The following is a 17,937-nucleotide window of genomic DNA, read 5'->3' on the forward strand; positions in this document are numbered from 1 at the left end:
GGAACTCTTGCGCACCATCGAGGCTTGACTCAGCGGGCCAGCGTCGCCGCCGATTTGCTGGCCTGCACGGCCCCGCCTCCAAGCCCCCATACCCCCCAGGGTGGGGCCGTGTCTCTTCGCAGGAGATGCAATGCCGGAGCCGACCGATCACGACATCAGAGAACGCGCGCACCGCTTGTGGGAACAGGCGGGCAAGCCGGAAGGCCGCGAGGACGAGTTCTGGCACGCGGCCGAGCAGGAGTTGCGCAACGAGGACAAGTCGAACCCGATGCGGACGCCGGATACGCTGTGACCAACAAGGGCTGCCCATTCTGCCACGGTCTGGGATGGGTCTGCGTAAACCATCCGCTCCGCGCCTGGAGCGAGGAATTGGGCGGCTGCCGCTGTGGTGAGGGCATGCCCTGCACCTGCAACACGACGGAAGATCCCGAAACAAGAGTGGTGATCGTCGAAGCTGACACGACCTGGCATTGAAGGCGGAACAGAAGCCTTCCAGCAGGAATTGAGGTTGTGAGCAGCACGGGCTGCGACGCAGGCCGGTGGCTACGGCGGGGTTTGCGGTGGATGAGCAGCAAAAGATAGAGCACCAGATCGAACTCGCAACGCGAGCGGCTGCGCTCGTTAAAGACGAAACCACCGTCCAGCGATTCAGGAGTTTCGCCGAGGAGCTGAAGCAAAAGCTCCTTCGCATGATGCGGCGCGGCAAGGTACGAGCGCGCGCGTACGAGCTCTGGGAGCAGGCCGGTCGCCCGGCCGATCGCGATGTGGAGTTCTGGGTCGAAGCGGAACGGCAGATCGAAGAAGAGCGCGATCAGCGGAAGCTTTCGGACTCCTCAGACAAACGATAGTAGCTGGCGCTGCCGGTAGCCACATCGGCAGCGAACAAGCTCGGCCGCGCGTTCCTGGACAGAGAAAAAGCCGCCGAGCTCTTCACCCTGGCGGCTTCAAAAGTTCGTAGCTGTTGGTCGCCTCTCCAGCCTCATGCGTACCGCCGTTACCTTGTTTGCGGCCATGCAGGATCAATCTACGCGACGGCGCTCGATTCTGCTGTGACCTGAAGCACACATTGGAAGGACGATGTGTCGGGAAGCCTGGGAGGGCACCGACTTTGATGGGACGGCCCCGTCATTGGCCTATGCGCCGGCCGCGACACCGAGGCGGCCTATGCCTGGAAGCTTCAGCGCGGGGCGGCGGATGTCGAGGCCGAGCACCGCGCCGAGGAAATTGATCTCGACCCCTTCGACCCAGCCGATGGTCATGCCGAGATAGCCCGACAGCGAGGCGTAGAGCCCGGTGCCGGACGCCGTGATGCCGGCCCAGCGTCCGCTGTAGGGAAAGTCCTTGCCGATAGCGGTCGGCGGCAGCACGGCACGCAGCTCGGGAACAGCATCCAGCGCCGCCTGCACGAAGGTGTTGGAATTCGGTCCCGGCCAGGCGCTGTAGTCGCCATAGGCGCGGAACTTGTAATTCTCGATGACGGCACGGATCTTCGGAATCAGCGCTTCGGCCCGCGCGCCATCGACGGCGACCACCGTTTCCGGGAGGGCTCCGAACCAGCGGCCGTCGGGCGGAAAGCCGTTGCTGCGAACAGGGTCGCCCCAGGCCGTGTAGTCGTATCGGCTATAGGTTGTGGCGCCCTTCTCCTTGACGACGATCCAGGTGTGGACGGCAAAAATACTGCGCCAGCGCACGGTGCGCGCGGCGAACACTCGGATCAGCGCATCCGGATTGGCCGATGCGGGCGGCAGCAGGCCGGCGCTGGAGCGATCCGCCGTCTGCCAATTGCCGCGGCCGTCGCCGCGCAAATAATAGCGGCCGGCCGACACGCCGATCGGCAGGAAGATCAGCAGCAGGAACAGAATCAAGGATTTCCTCAAGGGCAAACGGCGATCAGGCGGGACGATGCCACCAATATAGTTCGCAAGGCACGCCGCGCCAGCGCTCTCCTGCTCTTGCATTCGGGTGGTGCGGCCATATGTTGCGTCCATGAGGAAGTTGTCGCTCGTCGAGGACCAGGCCATCCAAGCGCGAATCGCGTACATCGCGGGCGCCGAGATTTTCGATCGCCTCTTCGCCGGCATCCGGTTCGACGAAATCGACGGCAATCTGCTGTTTGCCATTGCCAGCGACGAAGACTGCGCGGCCGAGATCGAGGACGAGTTCTCGCACCAGCTCGCTGTGGTCGCCACGCACATCCTCGCGCAGAGCGTGGACGTGGTCGTCGTGCTGCCGAAGGTTCTGCAATAGCCGCCTGCCCGTTAGCCTTTTGCCCGTTCAGGCCGCTTGCCTTTGCCCCCTGTCTCTGCTTTTCAACGCAATTGCAAAATTGTAATGACGTCAGTGGGCGCTCAAGCCCGAGGCGCGTTATCGACGGAGCTCGACGGGAGGGCTCGTCGTCGCTCGCCTCTATTTGCGAAACAAAGTTGGATACACATTGGCGCCCACCAGCAAAGCCCGGGCCACGACCGGCGCGATAAAGACAAAAAGCAAGAGCTCGACAAGCGTAGGCTCGATAAGCAAGAGCGCGAAGAGCACGAGTTCGAAAAGCAAGAGGTCGAAAAGTACCAGCTCGACAAGCAAGCGCCCGGACAAGAGCGCCTCGCGTTCCGCGGTCGCCTCCTCATCGCCGCTCGGCATGCTGGCGCTGCATCTGCTCGAGCAGTGGGAGAAGTCCGGCCGCGACGGCCTCGTCTTCCTCTGCGACGACGAGAGTAGGGCGGAGCGGCTGGGCGGCGTGATCCACGCCCTCGATCCCTCGGTCGACGTGCTGGTGTTTCCGCGCCTGAACACGCTGCCCTTCGACGGCCTCGAGCCCTCCCGCGAGATCGCGGGCCGGCGCAGCTCGGTGCTGCGGCGTCTCGCCAAGACAAAGAAGCCCGTCTTCCTGGTGTCCACCGCGGAAGCCATCATGGAACGGCTGCCGCTGCCGGCGAGCTGGTCGCGATCGAGCCTCACGCTGAAGGTGGGCGCGCCCTATTCCGAGACCGAGCTGGAGACGCGGCTGGAAGCTCTCGGCTACGATCTCGACGAAGAGGCGGAGTATCCGGGCGGTGTCCTGTTCCATGGCAAGACGTTCGAAGTGTTTCCCGCCGGCGCACTCGCTCCCTTCCGGATCGAGCATTCCGGCGACACGATCCGCAAGATCGTCGCGGTTGATCCTATCGAGCACGAGGTCGTCTACGAGACCCCGGAATTGATCATAGATCCCATGTCCGAGCGGATCGCTCTGGGAGCTACGCGCGGACAGCGGGCGACACTGCCTGATTATTGCAGCCGCGCGCGATGGATCGCGGATGCCGGGGTATCGGCTCACGCCGAGAGCTGGCTGGGCACGATCGAGGACGCTGCCGGCCGCAGGGATGCGGAACGCGAATATCTGGGGCAGGCGGACTGGAAGCAGCTGAAGAAGCGCATCAGCGTGCTGCCGCGCAAGACGGCCTTCATCTCGACGCCGGAGTTCTCGAAGCTGGCCTCGCCTCGCAAGGCGCTTCGCGCCTTCGTCGCCGACATGCAGCGCGGCGGATCGCGGCTGCTGTTCGTCGCGGCCGTCGAGGACGACCTTCGCGCGATGGAGCGCATGAGCGGCATCAAGGCGGAGCGCCTGGCCGATTGGAGCGAGGTGACGAAGGCACGGAGCCGCGAAGGCGCGCTGCTGGCCGATTTCGACGCGGGGTTCATTGGCGCCGGCCGCAAGCCGCTCGTCGTCGTGACCGCGTCCGACGTGCTCGGCAGCCGAGCCCATCATCCGCAGCCGATGGCGCGCGCCTGGAATCCGGCTTTCGATCATCCCGACGTGCCGGAAAAGGGCGCCGCTATCGTCCATCTGCAACGCGGGCTCGCCGTGCTCGATGGCTTGCAGACCCTGGATATGGGCAAGGGATCGCGACGCGAGATGATCAGGCTCAAATTCGCGGGCGACAATGCCGTGCTCGTACCGCCCTCCGATCTTGCCGTGATCTGGCCTTATGCCGGCGAGCCCGGCAAGCTGACGCTGGACAAGGCGGACGGTAGCAGCTGGTGGGCGCGGCGCACCGAGGCGGAAGCGGAAATCCAGGTCGCCGCCAAGGCGCTCGCCAAACACATCAGCCAGCGCCTCCGCCGTCGTGCACCGAAACTGGTGCCGCCGGGGCCGGCTTACGAAAAATTCGTCGCGCGGTTCCCCTATTTCACGACAGTGGACCAGGCCCAGGCGATTCAAGACGTCCTCGACGATCTTGCGGCGGGCCATCCCATGGACAGGGTGATCTGCGGTGACGTCGGCTTCGGCAAGACCGAGGTCGCGCTGCGGGCGGCGGCCGCAGTGGCGCTGTCCGGCAAGCAGGTGGCGATCGCGGCGCCGACGACCGTGCTGGCGCGGCAGCATGTCGAAACCTTCCGCAAGCGATTCGGCCCTCTCGGCATCGAGGTGGGAAGCCTGTCGCGGGCCAGTTCAGGCCCGGAGACGCGAGAGACCAAGGAGGGGTTGCGGCGCGGCACGCTGAAAGTCGTGGTCGGCACGCAGGCGCTTGCGGCAAAGGACGTGAAGTTCGCCGAACTCGGCCTCGTCATCATCGACGAAGAGCAGCATTTCGGGGCGGCCGAGAAGGCGAAGCTTTCAGGCCTCGCCAAGGGGGCCCATTCGCTGTGGATGAGCGCCACGCCGATCCCGCGCACGCTCGCGGCGGGTCTTGCCGGCTTCAGGGACCTCAGCGTGATCGCCTCGCCGCCGGTTCATCGCCTTCCCATCGTGACCAGGATCGCGCCGCTGTCCGATGCTGCCATTGCCGCAGCGCTGCTCCGTGAGCGCAGGCGGCACGGTCAGAGCTTCCTGATCTGCCCACGCATCCAGGATCTGGAGCCGATGCTGGCGCGGGTGCAATCGGTGGCGCCGGAGCTGCGCATCGTCTGTCTTCACGGCAGACTGCCCGTGGACGAGATCGACGATCGCATGATGAGTTTCGTCGATGGCGAGGCGGATGTGCTGCTGGCGACCAATATCGTGGAAAGCGGTCTCGATATTCCGCGCGCGAACACCATCGTGGTGTGCTGGCCCGAAAAGTTCGGGCTTGCGCAGCTGCATCAGCTCAGGGGACGGGTGGGACGCGGCGGCACGCGCGCTTTTGCTCATCTGCTGACGGAATCGACCTCGGAGCAGTCCGAGAAGCGCCTGGCGGTACTGGAGGAGTTCAGCAAGCCCGGGGCCGGCTTTGCGATCAGCGAGCGCGACCTCGACCTCAGGGGCGCCGGCGATCTGTTCTCGGAACAGCAGTCCGGGCATGTCCAGGTGTTCGGACCGGTGCTCTACAGTCATCTGCTGAAGCGCGCGTCCGAGCGAGGCAGCGATACCGGGGCCGATCTGTGGGTGCCCGATCTCAATATGCCGCTCGCCGACATGCTGCCTGAAGGCTACGTGCAATCCGAGGCGGTCCGGCTCGAGATCTATGGGCGCGCTGCCAGGTGCCGGAGCGACGACGATCTGGAAGATCTGGAAGAGGAGATCTCGCGTCGTTTCGGCAGGCTGCCGCCGGAGGCCCGCGACTTCTTCGCCTCCGCCAGGCTGCGGATCGATTGCAAGCGGCGCGGTATCGTCAGGCTCGATGTCGGGCCCGAGGCCGTCGCCGCGACGTTCCTGCCGGGGCGACTACGGAAATCGAGGGCGAAGTCGCAGACGGGGGCGCTGCAGCGCGACGGCGACCGCGTTGTTCACGCCGGCCGCCGCGACCAGGATCCGTTCAGCCGGGTCGAGGAGTTTCTCGACCTGCTGGACGGCTAGGGATCATTCGGTCTGCTCGACTGCCGCCGGCATTTTCGCCACCGACATCAGAGAGCGAGCCACCTGGTTGAGAAGCTGATCGGCGTTCTCCTCCTCGGCGAGCGATTTCGACAGCAGGGCGACAATGGCACTGTGGCGAAGCTGCTGGGCGAGGTTGCGCGCCGTGGTGTAGCCCGCGATCTCGTAATGCTCGACGCGCTGCGCTGCGCCGATCAGGGCGAGGTCGGCCGCCGCGTCCTCCTTGTCCTCGCCCTCGGCCATGATCTCCTGGCCTTCCTCGACGAGGCCCATCATGCCCTTGCAGGGCTTGGCGCGGGCGGATTTGCCGAGCATTTCGAAGCATTCGTTGATGCGCTCGACCTGCGCTTCGGTCTCGGCGAGGTGCTGCTCGAACAGCTCGCGCAACTGATCGAAGCGGGCGGCCTCCGCCATCTTGGGAAGCGCCTTGGTCAATTGCTTCTCGGCATGCAGGATATCGCGCAGCTCGTTGATGAGCAGATCGCCGAGACCCGCTTCGTCCGCGGGCGGCGAGCTCTCGGTGACGATGGCCGAGGCCGGACCCGGTTCGCCCGCCTGGATCGCCGGCGACTCCGTGAACACCCAGTCGCCGCCCTCGTTCCACGGGCCGCGCGTGTCGATCTCGCCATGGTCGCCGGCGCCGGTGGAATCGTTGAAGAACTGGTCCACGAGGCCGGGCGTCGGCGCGATGCGGCCGATGCTGAACGCTGGCTTGCCCATGCTCTCGAGCGCGAGCGCGAACGCCTTCATGTGCGTGATCTCGCGGGTCATCAGGAACTGCAGCGCGTCCTTGCTGCCGGCGTCGTCGCAGAAATTGATCAGCCGCTCGTAGACGATCTTGGCCCGCGCCTCCGCGGCGATGTTGCTGCGCAGATCGACGTCAAGCTCGCCGGTGATCTTCAGATAGTCGGCGGTCCAGGCATTGCCCTGGGAGTTGAAGAGATTGACGCCGCCGCCGCCGGCGATGGCGATGAGGGGATCGGCTTCGGCCGCCTGGCGGTCGAACTTCGACGGCTTGAGATGCATCCGCGCCAGCGTGCCGACCACTTCCAGATGGCTGAGCTCTTCGGTGCCGATGTCCATCAGCAGGTCCTTGCGATCGGGATCCTCGCAGTTCAACCCCTGGATCGAGTACTGCATCGCGGCGGCGAGCTCGCCATTGGCGCCGCCGAACTGCTCCAGCAGCATGTTGCCGAAGCGGGGATCCGGCTCGTCGACGCGAACGGTGAACATCAGCTTCTTGACGTGGTGATACATGGTGGGGACTCTCGTATTGGGAGGACAGGAAAGAGGATGTCTTCCGAACGGGCGGCTTTAGCGTTCGTTCCTCGCGAAACGACCTGCGCCGATGATATCGGGCGCAGGTCGTTCGAAGTCGATCGGCAGGATCGTGGGCGTATTCGCTTAGCGCTGGTCCGGACGCTTGGCGGGCGGCCCATTCTTGTTGCCTGGCGCGCCCTGAATATTCGACGGGTCCTGCGACTGCACGGCGGTGTTGCCAGTGGAGCTCGTCGAACTCGATCCAACGGTCTCACCAGGCTTTGCGGCCGGCCCGTTCTTGTTGCCGGGCTGCCCGGCAATGCCGGCACCCGAATTCTGCGCGCTCGGCGCGGACGAAACGTCAGGCTTGCTGGCCTGCGCCCAGGCTGCTCCAGGCAGCGCGAGAGCGGCGAGGATAACGGCACCTGTGAACTTCATCTCGGTGTTCTCCGACTGATGCCCCATCTACTCGAACGCCGATAACCTGCGTGCGTTCCCTGTCGTCATCAACTCGAAAGCGTCGGCTCACCGTGTCACGACCAACTACCCCGGCAGCGGCGCCTCCACGACGTCCAGCAGCGCGCCGAGGCCCTGGCGCAGGCGGCGCGTGGCGATGGCTTCGGTGGCGAGACCGAACACCACGAGGGATCGCCCCGTCATCGCATAAACGTGCCCGAACTCGAATGCGGGCATTTGCCCCTCCGGTTGATTGGTGTCGATCAACCCGATCCAGCTGCGTCCCTCGGCGACTGCGGGCAAGGTGAAATTCACGACGTCGTAATGGGCGTTGTAGATCAGCAGCATGGTTGCGTCCGAGCCGCGGCGCTTGATCCCGGTCTCCTGGGCGCGGCCGTCGAGCAGCAGGCCGAAACATTTGGCGTTACCGTCCTGCCACTGGTCCGTCGTCATTTCCTCCCCGGACGGCGCGAGCCACGTCACGTCCTTCACGTCCAGCTCTTCATTGTGGGAGCCGACCAGGAAGCGGCTGCGGTAAAGAATCGGAAATGCCTTGCGCGTGGCGATCAGCTTGCGCGTGAATTCGCGCAGGCTGCGGCCATTTGCGGTGATGCGGAGCCAGTCGAGCCATGTGGTCTCGTTGTCCTGGGCGTACGCGTTGTTGTTGCCGTGTTGGGTGTGTCCGAATTCGTCGCCGGCAAGCAGCATAGGCGTGCCGTGCGACAACAACATGGTCGCCAGCAGATTGCGCTTCTGGCGCTCGCGCAGCGCCGTGATGTCCGGATCGTCCGTCGGTCCCTCGGCGCCGCAATTCCAGGAATGATTGTCGCTGTGGCCGTCGCGATTATCCTCACCATTGGCTTCGTTGTGCTTGTCGTTGTACGAGACGAGGTCATTGAGATTGAAGCCGTCATGGGCTGTGACGAAGTTGACGCTGGCCCATGGCCGGCGGCCGCGCTTGTTGAAGAGATCGCCGGATCCGGACACGCGCTTGGCGAAGTCCGCGATCGATCCCTCGTCGCCCTTCCAGAAGGCGCGCACGGTGTCCCTGAACTTGTCGTTCCACTCCGCCCATCCCGGCGGAAACTGACCGACCTGATAGCCGCCCGGACCGATGTCCCAGGGCTCGGCGATCAGCTTGACGCTGGAAAGCACGGGGTCCTGCCGGCAGGCATCGAGGAAGCCGCCGCCTTCATCGAACCCGTAAGGTTCGCGCGCCAGGATGGTGGCGAGATCGAAGCGGAAACCGTCGACCCGCATCTCGGTCGCCCAGTAGCGCAGGGAATCCGCGACCAGTTGCAGCACGCGTGGATGCGACAGGTTCACCGTGTTCCCGGTACCGGTGTCGTTGATGTAGTAGCGCTGCTGGTCCGGCAGCAGGCGGTAATAGCTGGCGTTGTCGATGCCCTTGAACGAGAGGGTTGGGCCGAGCTCGTTTCCTTCAGCGGTGTGATTGTAGACGACGTCGAGGATGACCTCGACGCCATGGGCGTGGAACTGGTTGACCATGGCCTTGGTTCGTTCGCGAACGGCGTCCTGAGGTAACGCGGCTCCGGCGCGAAGAAGGCAAGGGAGTTGTAGCCCCAGTAATTGCGCAAGCCTTTCTCGACCAGATAGCTGTCGTCAACGAAGGCATGGATCGGCAACAATTCTGCACTGGTAATGCCAAGCGAGCGCAGGTAGGCCGGAACTTCCGAGTGCGCGAGACCGGAGAACGTGCCGCGGTCTGCGTCGGGCACCAGCGGATGCAACTGGGTAAACCCCTTGACGTGCATCTCGTAGACGATCGTCCGCTCCCACGGCACTTCCGGCTTGCGCGCGGCGCCCCAGGTGAAGGCCGGGTCGATGACACGGCATTTCTGCATCAAGGGCGCGCTGTCGCGTTCGTCGTAGGAGAGATCCTTGTCGGCATGGTCGAGCTGGTAGCCGAACAGCTCCGGTCCCCAGCGCAACCGGCCGACCAGCTGCTTGGCGTAGGGATCGAGCACGAGCTTGTTGGGATTGAAGCGGTGTCCAGCGTCGGGTTCGTAGGGGCCATGGACGCGGTAGCCGTAGACGGTGCCGGGGCGGGCCGAGGGCAAATAGCCGTGCCAGACTTCGTCGGTATATTCGGGGAGTTCGATCCGCTCCAGTTCGGTTTCGCCGCTGTCGTCGAACAGGCAGAGTTCGACCTTGGTGGCATGGGCTGAAAACAGCGCGAAATTGACGCCGAGCCCGTCCCAGGTGGCGCCGAGCGGAAACGGCTTGCCCTCGCTGATGCGGGAGCGGCGCAGGCTCGAGGCCGCCCGCGTCAGGGTGTCGTCTGAATGTACCGTTTGATCCATCGCTGCCCCCGAATAGCCCCTCAAGAATTTGGTGAGGTTGCCGTCACTTCCGCGTCGCCTGCTCGCCGACGGTCGCAGAAGTAATCACCGCGACAGGGGGCACATCGTCCGGCTTCGGCAGCGTGGTTGCCCTTTGCAGCGCCGCCTCCTTGCTGATAGCCGCAATCGAGTTGCCAATCCGCTCGACGATGCTGGTCAGCTCTGCGTCGGATAGTCCGAGACGCTTTCTGACGAGGCGCACCTGAGTACGGTCGGCGAGGTCGAGCTTGTTGCGGATCGGCTGTGGCTTCGAGCGGCGCATGACGAAAACTCCCGTGTGGAGTTGCAACCGTCGCCCCGGCGATTCCGTTCCCTGTTTGCAACAGTGATCTTCCCCAACCCATCGTCGCCGCACCTCGGCCCAAAAGTGCACACAACGCACATGGCGCATCGGTGTGGCGCCGGCCTGAGGAACGAATGCCCACATCTCGGCTTCTCCCGTTGAGCATGCTCAAGCGATCGTAAAATCGAGCCTCGCGAAGCGTGCCGTAACTTCCAGCCATGCACGCAAAGGCGGCCAGGTTTGAGTCACAGTTTGGGAATGGCTGGGCCAGCGCGACACCACGGCCCTCGATGCCTCGACCACGGGGTCTGCTTCAATCTGTGGGCGCCGACGGCGCAATCGGTCGAATTGCTCGAAGCCGGCCGGCCGCCACTCCGGATGATGCGCGACCACGATGGCTGGTACCAGGCGTTGAGTCCCACCGCGCATGTCGGCACGCGCTATCAGTTCAGGATCAACGAAGACCTGGTCGTTCCCGATCCCGCCTCGTTCTTCCAGCCGGACGACGTCGGGGCCCCGAGCGAGGTGGTGGACACTGCGGCGTTCCGGGACTCGGTGCTCTATCCCGGCCGCCCTTGGGCGGAGGCCGTGATCTACGAGTTGCACGTCGGCACCTTCAGTGAGGAGGGCACCTATGCCGGCGTCGAGAAGAAGTTGCCCTATCTGCGCGATCTCGGCATTACCGCAATCGAGCTGATGCCGCTCAATGATGTCCCCGGCCGGCACAATTGGGGCTATGACGGCGTGCTGCTGAATGCGCCGAATGCGCGCTACGGCAGGCCGGAAGACCTCAAGCGGCTGTTACGCGCGGCGCATGCCCTCGACATCATGGTCTATCTCGATGTTGTCTATAACCATTTCGGACCGCAGCTGAACTATCTGCACCTCTATGCGGAAAGTTTCTTTACCGCGCGCCACAGCACCGGCTGGGGCCCTGCCGTCAACCTCGAGGGACACGACGGCGCGTTCGTGCGCGAGTTCCTGATCGAGAACGCGTTGATGTGGCTGCGCGACTACGGGTTCGACGGCTTGCGGCTCGACGCCGTTCACGCCCTGAAGGACGATTCCGACCGCCATTTCCTGATCGAGCTTGCCGAGACGGTTCGCAGTCAGCTGCCGGACCGGCGCGTGCATCTGATGCTGGAGAACGAGGCCAATCAGGCCCGCCTGCTCGACCGTGCTCAGGGGCGAACCCGGCTCTATGACGCGCAATGGGGCGATGATTTTCACAACGCGCTCCACGTCCTGTTGTCGGGCGAGGACGAAGGCTATTATCGCGCGTTCGCAGACAGGCCGCTTGAACATCTCGCGCGAGCGCTCACCGAGGGCTTTGCCTACCAGGGCGAAATCTTTCCGCTGCATGACGAACCGCGCGGCGAGCCGAGCGCGCATCTGCCGCCTGATGCCACCATCTTCTTCGCCCAGAACCACGACCAGATCGGCAACCGCGCGCTCGGGGAGCGGCTTTCCGCGCTGGTCGGTCCGGAGAAGCTGGACCAGGCCATGGCACTGGTTCTCTTGAACCCGCATATTCCCCTGTTGTTCATGGGTGAGGAAGCCGCGGCCGAGACGCCATTCCTGTTTTTCGCAGACTGGTCCGGCGAAGCTGCCGAGCTGACGCGGGAAGGGCGGCGCAAGGAGTTCGCGCACTTCAAGGCGTTCTCGACGCCCGGCATGCGCGCCAGGATTCCGGATCCGTGCGATGAAAAAACCTTCGGGGCATCGAAGCTCGACTGGGCCGGCATCGACCGCTCTCCCGCCAGCGCCAGGTTTCGCGGCCTCACAGCCCGATTGCTGAAGATAAGGCGCGAGAAGATCGTTCCGCTGATCAAACGGGGTTTCGTTTCGGCTCATTGCAGGTTGCTGGGGGAGAACCAGCGTAAGGGCGGCCTGGATGCCCGTTGGCGGACGCAGAAGGGAGACATCTTGCAGATTCTTGCCAATTTCGCCGACCACGAACTGCCCATGCCGGCGCTGGTCGCGGGCGAGAGCCTATGGCGATTGGGCGCCGCCGACGCGCCAGAGCTGTTGCCGAGCGACATCATCGTGCGGCTTGGCCACGAGGCGTGATGGAACCGCGAGGAACGCTTCCGAAAGCTTTCCGTTAGCGGAGTAAATCCCTGGAGCCACTCCATGACCGAATATCCAAAGCCGCCTTATCCGTCCCAGCAGCAATCGATGCCCGGTTCGACCCGCGCGATGAATCCACGACCGGATCACGGCGAAGAGAGTTACAAGGGCTCCGGGCGACTGTCCGGAAAGAAGGCAATCATCACCGGTGGCGACAGTGGCATCGGCCGCGCGGTCGCGATCGCCTATGCCCGGGAAGGTGCCGACATCGTCATCGCCTATTTGAACGAGGACGAGGATGCCGCTGAGGTCAAGACGCTGGTGGAGCGCGAGGGACGCAAGGTCGTCCTGATCCCCGGCGACATCCGCAATCCCGATCATTGTCGCGCGATCATCCAGCGCACCGTCGAGGCGTTCGGCGCAATAGACATCCTCGTCAACAACGCGGCGCATCAGGACACGTTCAAGGAGATCGCTGAGATCAGCGACGAGGAATGGCAGCGGACGTTCGAGACCAACATTCACGCCATGTTCTATCTCACCAAGGCTGCGGTCCCCCACATGCGCCCGGGAGCGGCGATCATCAACACCGCGTCGGTGAACTCCGACATGCCGAATCCAACCCTGCTGGCCTATGCCACGACCAAGGGCGCCATTCAGAACTTTACCGGCGGCCTTGCGCAGATGCTGGCGGCAAAGGGCATTCGGGTCAATGCGGTCGCTCCGGGTCCGATCTGGACGCCGCTGATTCCGTCGACGATGCCGGAGGACAAAGTCAAGAACTTCGGCAAGCAAGTGCCGATGCAACGGGCCGGCCAACCGGCCGAACTTGCGACCGCCTATGTCATGCTCGCCGATCCACTCTCGAGCTACACGTCGGGAGCGACCCTGGCGGTCACCGGCGGCAAGCCGTTCATCTGACCGAACCTGCAACGAGAACGTGGCAGCCCCGCGGGTGGGGCCGCCACGTCTAGTACGTCTTCACCAGCACGCCTTGACCAGCAGGTCTCGATCAAGCCGCGCTGGACGCCTTGGCATTGACGCCCTTGCGAAGCGCCACGGTGTTCAGCTTGGTGTTGGCGGCCTTCTCTTCGTTCAGGTTCGTCGTGAGGAAGCGCACGATGTCGTCGTGCCCGAGTTCCTCCGCCCATGCGATCAGCGTGCCGTAGCGGCACATCTCATAATGCTCGACGGCCTGTGCGTTGGCCACGATCGCGGCATCGAGCACGGCCTTGTCCTCGATTTCGCCCGCGGTCTCATCGGCCTCCTTGATGAGGCCGTCGATGGCGGGACAGTGTGTCCCGCTGGGCTCCTTGCCGAGCTTCGCGAATGCCTTGCCGAGCCTGTCGACCTGCTTGTTGGTCTCCTCCAGATGGGCTTTCAAGCCGGCGGCAAGGTCCCTGTTTGTCGCCTTCTCGATCATCTTCGGCAGAGCCTTGAGGATCTGCTGTTCCGCGTAATAGATATCCTGCAGGCCGTGCAGCAGCAGGTCTTCCATCGATTTGATGTCCTTGGTGAAGAATCCCATAAACGACGTCTCCTTTGACAATGATGGAACTGGAACGCTGCACAGCCCTAGCTGTTCCATTCCCGTGATCAGATCAGGAGAGCCGAATGAGCGATGGTGCGGATCATCTTGCGGGCTTGCTCGGACGAGCGGCCATGGACGTGTGGGGTGACATGCCTCGCGACATCCAGGAAGCGCTGTTCGAGACCGCCATGAAGGGGCGTCCTGCGGAGCGGGAAGAGCTCGCGCGACTGCTGCACGAGCGGCATCCCCGTACGCTTCATCCGGCACGGCCTGGCTGAGCCGCGGCAGGAACGATTGTGTCAGAAGCCGATTTGTAAAATGGGCGAGGCGCGGTGAATGGGATTGACGAAGCCCGTGAGCCGTAGCTCGCCCAGGATCAAATCGGTGAGTCGATCGGCGTGACTGAAATGATGATCGGAAAATGGTACGACCCGATCTCCCAGCGATGGATCGTGCCTCGCGAGGAACGTCCGGTGGCGGACTATTCGCAGTCCAACCCGGAGAAGGGGCCGGAAAGCAGCGCATCGCGCGAGGCGCAGCGGATCTGGGACCTGTTGGTCGATTGCTGCGCGCGCGGTTGATGTCCGAGCCGCACCATCATTCGCTTCTACTTGGCAATTCAGAGAGTGATGACATAGACCGCGAAGGCAATGATGAGCGCCAGGCTTACGACGGCGGTGCTGATCAATATCTTGCCCATGGCGCGTCCGTGCTGTCTCGCCGCGTCAATGTAACAGCCGCCATTTTCGTTCCGGAGCGGCAGGTGAAGGTGGCTCCCACTGTTCACATGTGAACAAAGGGTGTCGGCACCAATGGCGTGAACTATATCATTTGATACAGACATGGCTGCGCTCGCACTTATCATCGGCAATCCGGAAAGGCACCGCATGGTGCCATGAGATGGAGACCCGATCGTGCTCAGGCGGCGTCGCGTTCAGCAAACCACCACTCTGCAAGAACGGCTTGCGGAGTTCACCAGGACCATCCGTGAAAAGGCCGAGGCGTTGCCCGACGGCAAGGAGCGGGATGAGCTGATGAAACGGCTCAGAAGCGCCGACGCGGCGTCAAACCTCGACCGTCAATTCGCCGGCAGGGATTGAGCTGGTGGTCTGCCGAGGCGGAGTTTGCGCGTTCAGCCTCTCCGGCGTCAGCTGCGATACCAACTCGCCAGATTCCAGGTCGTGACGTCCCATCCCGACATGTCGACCATGAGGTTGTTGACCCCTGCGTTGACGATGTTGCGGGATAGAAGCGGCAGGAACACGTTGGCCTCGCAAAACGTTTCGTCGACCTTGATCAGCAGCGCGGCCCGCCTGACCGGATCAAGCTCGTTCTGCGCAGACTTGTAGGCCTTGTCGGCCTCGGGATCGGACCAGCGCGAGACGTTGCGGCCGAGCCATTTGTTTTCCTTGTTGGAGATCTCCCAGGAGACGCACTGGTTCAGGAAGCGCTCCGGGTCGGGCTGCGGCTGCGTGGTGTTGTACATCTCCATGTCGGCATAGAACTTAGAGTAGGTGTCGGGGTTGCCGACGTCGGACGAGAAGAACACCGATGCCGTGACCGCCTTGATTTCGATCTCGATCCCGGCCTTCTGGCAGGCCTGCTTGATGATGGCCTGCGTCTTCTGACGCGGCGCATTGGTGGAGGTCTGGAAGACGAATTTGAGCTTCTTGCCGTCTTTCTCGCGGATGCCGTCCGCGGCCTTGGCCCAGCCGGCCTCGTCGAGGATCTTGTTCGCCTTGTCGACGTCGAACTCGTATTTCAGCTTCGGCGACTTGAACTGTTTGGGCGCGTTGACGAAGCTCGCGGTGGCGACGCCGCCGCGCCCGTAAATGAATTTCTGAATCGACTCGCGGTCGATCAGCAGATTGATCGCGCGGCGAACGGCGGGATCGGACAGCGTCGGGTGCTTGGTCTTGGGGCTTGAGCGCTCGCCGTCCACCTCGGTCCAGGGGTCCGTCGTGTTGAGGATGATGAATTCGACGTTGCCTGATGGCGTGACGTCGAGCTTGCCCTTGCCGCTGGCCTCCATGCGTTTGAGGACCTCCTCCTCCACCTGCATGTTCCAGGCATAGTCGTATTCGCCGGTCTGCAGCACGGCGCGAGCCGCGGACACCGCATCGCCACCGCCCTTGATCTCGAGCGTGTCGAAATGCGGCTGGTTCTTGACGTGATAGTCGGGATTGCGTTCGGCCCGGATCAGGTCACCCGGCTTGAACTCGACGAATTTGTAGGGACCAGTGCCGACCGGCTTCAGATTGCCGGGCGCTTCGCGCGACTTCGCGCCGACATAGTCGCCGAAATGATGTTTCGGCAGGATCGGACCGACCGAGCCGACGAAGGGATCGGCCCAGAACGGCGTCGGCGCCTTGAACAGCACCTTGACGGTGTGGTCGTCGATCTTCTCGACCGTGATGTCTTTGTAAGACCCCGTAGTGTACGCCGCCGTGGCGAGATCCGAGGCGTATTGCCAGGTGAACACGACGTCGTCGGCGGTGAAGGGCTTGCCGTCATGCCATCTCACGCCCTGCTTCAGTTTCCAGGTCACGCTCAGGCCGTCCGGCGAAAGGCCGCCGTTCTGCTTGGACGGAGCCTCGGCCGCGAGGCAGGGGACGAGGTTGCCGTCCTTGTCCCAGCCGGCGAGGGGCTCGAAGAAGACGCGCGAGGCGATCTGGTCCTTGGTCCCGAGCGCGAAATGCGGATTGAGCAGTGTAGGGGCCTGCCAGAGCAGGATTTTGAGTGGGCCGCCGCCGCCGGCCTTGGTCGGCTTGTAGGGCAGGGTGGCGTCCGCCATCGCCACGTCGTTCCAGACCAGGATCTGGCTCGCGACAGGCGCCGCGATCCCGATCGCAGCCATCGTCTGCATGAACGAGCGTCGCGACAGGGTGCCCTGCTGCACCTCAGTGATGGACTTGCGGATTTCGTTCTCGTTCATCGGATGATCCCCCACTTCAAGGACAAGTCGTCACCGGCCAAGGCCCATCATGTTTGATCATGGGCGAGGCGGCAATGCCACCAAGGTCAGAAAACCCTGCGGCGAAATGACGAATGTGCGGGGAGAGGTCTGACGCCCGGATGGAGCCGAGCGCAACCAGGATAAGTCCAGCCGCGCTGGCGGCGCCCCGGATTGCGCATCGCTCCATCGGGCTACGGGCAACGATCCGTGGGTTTTGTCGTGACGCGTCTCACGCTTGCGCAGATGCATTCGTTCCCCGCATGCCGTCGAACGGAGAAGCGTCGTCCGCGTCAATCGGTCAATATGGATTTACATTTCATTGATTTCGCGCCGCGGAGAAGCGAATACGGTTCCAATCATTGCCGAGTCATGGAGACCAAGATGTCGTTCTGTTCCACCCTGATCCTTGCGACCGTGCTCGCCGTCTGGTCGGCCGCCGCTTCAGGCGAGACCATCAAGATCGGCGTGACGCCGGGGCCGCACGCCCAGATCTTCGAGGCGGTGAAGCCGATCGCCGCCAAGCAGGGTCTCGACATCCAGCTCATCGAATTCTCCGACTACGTCGTGCCGAACGCAGCGCTCGATGCCGGTGAGATCCAGGCCAATTCGTTCCAGAACCAACCATATTTGGACAATCAGAAGGCGGACCGTGGCTACAAGATCGAAGCCGTCGGCCTGACCGTGAATTTCCCGATCGGCGTCTATTCCAAGAAGCACAAGGCCTTCGCCGATATCCCCGAGGGCGGCAAGGTCTCGATCCCGAACGATCCGACCAATGGCGGCCGCGTGTTGCTGCTGCTGCGCGACCAGGGCGCGATCAAGCTGAAGGACGGCACGGGTTTCAAGCCGACGGTGCTCGATATCACCGAGAATCCCAAGAAGCTGAAGTTCATCGAGGTCGACGCGGCGCAGGCGCCGCGCGCGCTCGACGACGTCGACGCCGCCGCGATCAACACCAATTATGCAACCCAGGCTGGCCTCGATCCCGTCAAGGATCCGATCCTGCGCGAGGACCCGAAGGGTCCCTACGTCAATCTCATCGCCGTTCGCACGGTCGACAAGGACAAGCCCTGGGTCAAGATCCTGGTGGACAGCTATCACACGGCGGAGGTCAAGGAGTTCATCCTGACCAAGTTCAAGGGCGCGGTTCTGCCGAGCTGGTAGGCAGTCTGCCCAGCCAAAGTTCAGCTCAGGGCGATCCCGGCGGGCGGGCTTGCGTACTAGCCCTGCGCAATGCCCGCTTGTCTG

At 63.5% G+C, this 17,937-nt stretch carries 18 protein-coding genes and 1 pseudogene; 11 read left to right on the plus strand and 8 right to left on the minus strand.

Annotation, left to right across the window (positions count from 1 at the left end; genetic code table 11):
• Positions 1-130 precede the first annotated feature (130 nt).
• Both IVB54_RS08480 and IVB54_RS08485 read left to right on the plus strand, forming a co-directional pair.
• Positions 131-292, plus strand: coding sequence for a DUF2934 domain-containing protein (locus tag IVB54_RS08480; protein WP_018453920.1), 162 nt, complete (start codon positions 131-133; stop codon positions 290-292).
• A gap of 268 nt (positions 293-560) precedes the next feature.
• Positions 561-848, plus strand: coding sequence for a DUF2934 domain-containing protein (locus tag IVB54_RS08485; protein ID WP_085394208.1), 288 nt, complete (start codon positions 561-563; stop codon positions 846-848).
• A 285-nt stretch (positions 849-1,133) separates the two neighbouring features.
• Here the strand turns inward: IVB54_RS08485 and IVB54_RS08490 are convergent, their stop codons facing one another.
• The gene (locus tag IVB54_RS08490) at positions 1,134-1,865 is read right to left on the minus strand and encodes a DUF3750 domain-containing protein (protein WP_018453922.1); all 732 of its coding nucleotides are present in this window, start codon (positions 1,863-1,865) and stop codon (positions 1,134-1,136) included.
• Positions 1,866-1,986: 121 nt separating this feature from the next.
• Between IVB54_RS08490 and IVB54_RS08495 the strand changes: the two genes are divergently transcribed.
• Positions 1,987-2,247 (plus strand): hypothetical protein, encoded by a 261-nt coding sequence (locus IVB54_RS08495; protein WP_007595982.1) that lies wholly within the window; start codon positions 1,987-1,989, stop codon positions 2,245-2,247.
• 159 nt (positions 2,248-2,406) lie between these two features.
• On the opposite strand, the gene IVB54_RS08500 is transcribed toward IVB54_RS08495, so the two are convergent.
• Positions 2,407-2,637: a hypothetical protein gene (locus tag IVB54_RS08500; protein WP_018453923.1), complete on the minus strand. Its 231-nt coding sequence runs from the start codon at positions 2,635-2,637 to the stop codon at positions 2,407-2,409.
• Between IVB54_RS08500 and IVB54_RS08505 the strand changes: the two genes are divergently transcribed.
• Positions 2,636-5,752, plus strand: coding sequence for a DEAD/DEAH box helicase (locus tag IVB54_RS08505; protein WP_204512179.1), 3,117 nt, complete (start codon positions 2,636-2,638; stop codon positions 5,750-5,752). The genes IVB54_RS08500 and IVB54_RS08505 overlap by 2 nt on opposite strands.
• A 3-nt stretch (positions 5,753-5,755) precedes the next feature.
• Here IVB54_RS08505 and IVB54_RS08510 read toward each other — a convergent pair whose 3' ends face one another.
• The 4 genes and pseudogenes from IVB54_RS08510 to IVB54_RS08525 all read right to left on the minus strand — a co-directional run bounded on the left by IVB54_RS08510 (position 5,756) and on the right by IVB54_RS08525 (position 10,111).
• Positions 5,756-7,027 (minus strand): DUF892 family protein, encoded by a 1,272-nt coding sequence (locus IVB54_RS08510; RefSeq protein ID WP_018453925.1) that lies wholly within the window; start codon positions 7,025-7,027, stop codon positions 5,756-5,758.
• 147 nt (positions 7,028-7,174) lie between these two features.
• On the minus strand, positions 7,175-7,468 hold the full coding sequence (locus tag IVB54_RS08515) for a hypothetical protein (RefSeq protein ID WP_026232628.1): 294 nt from the start codon (positions 7,466-7,468) through the stop codon (positions 7,175-7,177).
• A 105-nt stretch (positions 7,469-7,573) separates the two neighbouring features.
• Positions 7,574-9,810: pseudogene (glgX, locus tag IVB54_RS08520) on the minus strand (glycogen debranching protein GlgX).
• 43 nt (positions 9,811-9,853) lie between these two features.
• Entirely contained in the window at positions 9,854-10,111 is a 258-nt protein-coding gene (locus IVB54_RS08525) for a DUF3606 domain-containing protein (RefSeq protein WP_018453928.1), read from the minus strand.
• A 279-nt stretch (positions 10,112-10,390) separates the two neighbouring features.
• Between IVB54_RS08525 and treZ the strand changes: the two genes are divergently transcribed.
• Together treZ and IVB54_RS08535 are read left to right on the plus strand one after the other, a co-directional pair.
• Positions 10,391-12,202 (plus strand): malto-oligosyltrehalose trehalohydrolase, encoded by a 1,812-nt coding sequence (gene treZ / locus IVB54_RS08530; RefSeq protein ID WP_247361093.1) that lies wholly within the window; start codon positions 10,391-10,393, stop codon positions 12,200-12,202.
• A 63-nt stretch (positions 12,203-12,265) separates the two neighbouring features.
• The gene (locus IVB54_RS08535; RefSeq protein WP_018453930.1) at positions 12,266-13,123 is read left to right on the plus strand and encodes an SDR family oxidoreductase; all 858 of its coding nucleotides are present in this window, start codon (positions 12,266-12,268) and stop codon (positions 13,121-13,123) included.
• Positions 13,124-13,214: 91 nt separating this feature from the next.
• Here IVB54_RS08535 and IVB54_RS08540 read toward each other — a convergent pair whose 3' ends face one another.
• Positions 13,215-13,730, minus strand: a complete 516-nt coding sequence (locus IVB54_RS08540; RefSeq protein ID WP_018453931.1) for a ferritin-like domain-containing protein — start codon at positions 13,728-13,730, stop codon at positions 13,215-13,217.
• Between the two features lie 86 nt (positions 13,731-13,816).
• Between IVB54_RS08540 and IVB54_RS08545 the strand changes: the two genes are divergently transcribed.
• The 4 genes from IVB54_RS08545 to IVB54_RS08560 all read left to right on the plus strand — a co-directional run bounded on the left by IVB54_RS08545 (position 13,817) and on the right by IVB54_RS08560 (position 14,833).
• A complete protein-coding gene (locus IVB54_RS08545) occupies positions 13,817-14,011 on the plus strand; it encodes a hypothetical protein (RefSeq protein ID WP_007614011.1) in 195 nt (64 codons plus the stop codon).
• Between the two features lie 120 nt (positions 14,012-14,131).
• Positions 14,132-14,314: a hypothetical protein gene (locus IVB54_RS08550; protein WP_143273038.1), complete on the plus strand. Its 183-nt coding sequence runs from the start codon at positions 14,132-14,134 to the stop codon at positions 14,312-14,314.
• Positions 14,314-14,526, plus strand: a complete 213-nt coding sequence (locus IVB54_RS08555; RefSeq protein WP_143273036.1) for a hypothetical protein — start codon at positions 14,314-14,316, stop codon at positions 14,524-14,526. Before IVB54_RS08550 ends, IVB54_RS08555 begins: the two co-directional genes overlap by 1 nt.
• Positions 14,527-14,647: 121 nt before the next feature.
• Positions 14,648-14,833: a hypothetical protein gene (locus IVB54_RS08560; RefSeq protein WP_018453934.1), complete on the plus strand. Its 186-nt coding sequence runs from the start codon at positions 14,648-14,650 to the stop codon at positions 14,831-14,833.
• Between the two features lie 47 nt (positions 14,834-14,880).
• Here IVB54_RS08560 and IVB54_RS08565 read toward each other — a convergent pair whose 3' ends face one another.
• Positions 14,881-16,668 carry a peptide ABC transporter substrate-binding protein gene (locus IVB54_RS08565; protein ID WP_085348497.1) on the minus strand — a complete coding sequence of 596 codons (1,788 nt, stop codon included), beginning with the start codon at positions 16,666-16,668 and terminating at the stop codon, positions 14,881-14,883.
• Between the two features lie 390 nt (positions 16,669-17,058).
• On the opposite strand from IVB54_RS08565, the gene IVB54_RS08570 reads away from it, so the two are divergent.
• Positions 17,059-17,853: a MetQ/NlpA family ABC transporter substrate-binding protein gene (locus IVB54_RS08570; protein WP_247295672.1), complete on the plus strand. Its 795-nt coding sequence runs from the start codon at positions 17,059-17,061 to the stop codon at positions 17,851-17,853.
• Positions 17,854-17,937 lie beyond the last annotated feature (84 nt).

The sequence above is a fragment of the Bradyrhizobium sp. CW1 genome, from assembly GCF_023100665.1.
GTDB lineage: Bacteria > Pseudomonadota > Alphaproteobacteria > Rhizobiales > Xanthobacteraceae > Bradyrhizobium > Bradyrhizobium canariense_D.

Excerpts from the sequence above, each read along its gene's own strand:
- IVB54_RS08545 (WP_007614011.1), top strand. The coding sequence starts at position 13,817 with ATGAGCGATGGTGCGGATCATCTTGCGGGCTTGCTCGGACGAGCGGCC.
- IVB54_RS08540 (WP_018453931.1), bottom strand. The coding sequence starts at position 13,730 with ATGGGATTCTTCACCAAGGACATCAAATCGATGGAAGACCTGCTGCTG.
- IVB54_RS08500 (WP_018453923.1), bottom strand. The coding sequence starts at position 2,637 with ATGCCGAGCGGCGATGAGGAGGCGACCGCGGAACGCGAGGCGCTCTTG.
- treZ (WP_247361093.1), top strand. The coding sequence starts at position 10,391 with ATGGCTGGGCCAGCGCGACACCACGGCCCTCGATGCCTCGACCACGGG.
- IVB54_RS08480 (WP_018453920.1), top strand. The coding sequence starts at position 131 with ATGCCGGAGCCGACCGATCACGACATCAGAGAACGCGCGCACCGCTTG.
- IVB54_RS08515 (WP_026232628.1), bottom strand. The coding sequence starts at position 7,468 with ATGAAGTTCACAGGTGCCGTTATCCTCGCCGCTCTCGCGCTGCCTGGA.
- IVB54_RS08570 (WP_247295672.1), top strand. The coding sequence starts at position 17,059 with ATGGAGACCAAGATGTCGTTCTGTTCCACCCTGATCCTTGCGACCGTG.
- IVB54_RS08535 (WP_018453930.1), top strand. The coding sequence starts at position 12,266 with ATGACCGAATATCCAAAGCCGCCTTATCCGTCCCAGCAGCAATCGATG.
- IVB54_RS08505 (WP_204512179.1), top strand. The coding sequence starts at position 2,636 with ATGCTGGCGCTGCATCTGCTCGAGCAGTGGGAGAAGTCCGGCCGCGAC.
- IVB54_RS08495 (WP_007595982.1), top strand. The coding sequence starts at position 1,987 with ATGAGGAAGTTGTCGCTCGTCGAGGACCAGGCCATCCAAGCGCGAATC.
- IVB54_RS08525 (WP_018453928.1), bottom strand. The coding sequence starts at position 10,111 with ATGCGCCGCTCGAAGCCACAGCCGATCCGCAACAAGCTCGACCTCGCC.
- IVB54_RS08510 (WP_018453925.1), bottom strand. The coding sequence starts at position 7,027 with ATGTATCACCACGTCAAGAAGCTGATGTTCACCGTTCGCGTCGACGAG.
- IVB54_RS08555 (WP_143273036.1), top strand. The coding sequence starts at position 14,314 with ATGTCCGAGCCGCACCATCATTCGCTTCTACTTGGCAATTCAGAGAGT.
- IVB54_RS08565 (WP_085348497.1), bottom strand. The coding sequence starts at position 16,668 with ATGAACGAGAACGAAATCCGCAAGTCCATCACTGAGGTGCAGCAGGGC.